Annotated in this window: 2 protein-coding genes; one reads left to right on the top strand and one right to left on the bottom strand. The window is 67.7% G+C overall.

Translation table 11 applies throughout. The features are described from left to right. Nucleotides 1-40: 40 nt before the first annotated feature. On the bottom strand, nt 41-1,213 hold the full coding sequence (locus tag AC1RVW_RS30735) for an isovaleryl-CoA dehydrogenase (RefSeq protein WP_081269645.1): 1,173 nt from the start codon (nt 1,211-1,213) through the stop codon (nt 41-43). A 140-nt stretch (nt 1,214-1,353) separates the two neighbouring features. On the opposite strand from AC1RVW_RS30735, the gene AC1RVW_RS30730 reads away from it, so the two are divergent. Beyond that, nucleotides 1,354-2,382, top strand: coding sequence for an AraC family transcriptional regulator (locus tag AC1RVW_RS30730; protein ID WP_493204507.1), 1,029 nt, complete (start codon nt 1,354-1,356; stop codon nt 2,380-2,382). Nucleotides 2,383-2,507 lie beyond the last annotated feature (125 nt).

Genomic DNA, 2,507 nt, shown 5'->3' with positions numbered 1-2,507 from the left:
CACCCCTGCCCTCCCCCGGAAGGGGAGGGAGAAAAACAGCCTATGCCGTTTCAGCGAAAAGCTCGCGGCCGATCAGCATGCGCCGGATCTCGCTCGTGCCCGCGCCGATCTCGTAGAGCTTCGCATCGCGCCACAGCCGCTCCACCGGGAACTCCTTCGTGTAGCCCACTCCGCCCAGCGCCTGGATCGCCTCGCCGGCCATCCAGGTCGCCTTCTCGGCCGAGTACAGGATGGCGCCGGCCGCGTCCTTGCGGAAGGTGCGCGCATGGTCGTTGCGGTCGCAGGCCTTGCCCACGGCGTACACATAGGCGCGCGTGGCCTGCCAGGTCGAATACATGTCCGCCAGCTTGCCCTGCATCAGCTGGAACTCACCGATGCTCTGGCCGAACTGCTTGCGGTCGTGGATGAAGGGCAGCACCGCGTCCATGCAGGCGGCCATGATGCCCAGCGGGCCGCCCGAGAGCACCGCGCGCTCGTAGTCGAGGCCGCTCATCAGCACCTTGGCGCCCATGCCTTCGCCGCCCAGCACGTTCTCTTCGGGCACTTCGCAGTTGTCGAAGAACAGCGGGAAGGTGTTGGAGCCGCGCATGCCGAGCTTGTCGAGCTTGTTGCCGGCGGAAAAGCCCTTGAAGCCTTTCTCGACGATGAAGGCCGTCATGCCGCGCGCGCCCATCTCGGGTTCGGTCTTGGCGTAGATGACCAGCGTGTCGGCGTCGCCGCCGTTGGTGATCCACATCTTGCCGCCGTTGAGCACGTAGTAGCCGTTCTTCTTCTCGGCCTTGAGCTTCATGCTCACCACGTCGGAGCCGGCATTGGGCTCGCTCATGGCCAGAGCGCCCACGTGTTCGCCGCTCACCAGCTTGGGCAGGTATTTCTTCTTCTGCGCATCGCTGCCGTTGCGGTGGATCTGGTTCACGCACAGGTTGGAGTGCGCGCCATAAGACAGGCCCACCGAGGCCGAGGCGCGCGAGACTTCTTCCATCGCCACGATGTGGGCCAGGTAGCCCAGCTCGGTGCCGCCGAACTCTTCCTTCACCGTCATGCCGTGCAGGCCGAGGTCGCCGAGCTTCTTCCAGAGGTCGTGCGGGAACAGGTTGTCGCGGTCGATGTCGGCGGCGCGCGGAGCGATCTCGTTGGCGGCGAAGTCCTGGATCGCGCTGCGCAGCGAGTCGATGGTCTCGCCCAGGTCGAAGTTCAGGCCGGGATCGTGCATGTGTCTTGTCTCCTCTGAAGGGGTCGGCGCGCAGTGCTACCCGCGCTGGATGGCGCTTGAAAGATCGCAGCTTACGCCTGGGCACGCCTCAATTGGCGCCACAATGGTTGCAAATTGCGCCACGACCGATCCGCAAAGCCATGTCGTCCCCGTCCTTCCTCAGACCCGCCCGCGCCGTCACGCCGATGGCCTTCGTGAGAGCCATCGTGCAGGGCTACGAGCGCTACGGCATGGACCCGGCCGAGGCCCTGAAGGCGGCACAGATCACGCCGCGCGAGCTGGTCCGGCCGGGCGCGCGGGTGACGGCCGCGCAGTTCGAGGCGCTGTCGGAACACGCCATGCAGGAGCTGGACGACGAGGCCCTGGGCTGGTTCTCGCGGCGCCTGCCCTGGGGCAGCTACGGCATGCTGTGCCGCGCCTCGCTCACCTCGCCCGACCTGGGCGTGGCCATCAAGCGCTGGTGCCGCCACCACCGCCTGCTGACCGAGGACATCGGCCTGGCGCTGGATGTGGCGGGCGGCGTGGCCACCCTGCGCATCACCGAGAACCGCCCGCTGGACGAGGCATTCCGCGAGTTCTGCCTGGTGACGAGCCTGCGCTTCATGCACGGCTACATGTGCTGGGCGATCGATTCGCGCATCTCGCTGCGCAGCGCGGGCTTTCCGTTCGCGCCGCCGCCGCACAGCGACGCCTATGCGCCGATGTTCACGCCGGAGGTGCGCTTCGACGCGCCGCAGGCGAGCATCAGCTTCGACGAGCGCTACCTCGCCCTGCCGCTGCAGCGCGACGAGCGCGCTTTGCGCGCCATGCTCAAGCGCGCACTGCCGCTGACCATCCTGCAGTACCGGCGCGACCGTCTGCTGGGGCAGCGCGTGCGCGAGCTGCTGCGATCACGCGCCAGCGAAGCGACCACGGCCGAGGCGCTGGCGGGGCTGCTGAAAGTGTCGGGCCGCACGCTGCACCGGCAGCTGCACGAGGAAGGCACGTCGCTGCAGACGCTGAAGAACGAGGTGCGGCATGAGCTGTCCGTGGAGCTGCTGCGGCGCACCACCCGGCCGATCAAGCAGGTGGCGCTGGCGGTGGGGTTCCGCAACGAGAAGAGCTTTTCACGCGCGTTCCTGCAGTGGACGGGGCATGCGCCGAGGGACTTTCGGCAGCTGGGGCTGTAGCGGGGGCGCGTTTGAGCGCCGTTGTTGCTTCGGGGCGTGTGCTCAGGGCATCGGGTACTCCCCTCCGCGAATGTCCCCCGGCCTGCGGCCTCCTCCTTTATTTCGCTGCGGGGAGCACCCGACGC

The sequence above is a fragment of the Variovorax sp. MPBD4-3 genome (assembly GCF_058809745.1).
Note: the sequence above shows the minus strand (reverse complement) of the source record. Positions and strands in the feature narration are given on the sequence as shown.

Excerpts from the sequence above, each read along its gene's own strand:
- AC1RVW_RS30735 (WP_081269645.1), bottom strand. The coding sequence starts at position 1,213 with ATGCACGATCCCGGCCTGAACTTCGACCTGGGCGAGACCATCGACTCG.
- AC1RVW_RS30730 (WP_493204507.1), top strand. The coding sequence starts at position 1,354 with ATGTCGTCCCCGTCCTTCCTCAGACCCGCCCGCGCCGTCACGCCGATG.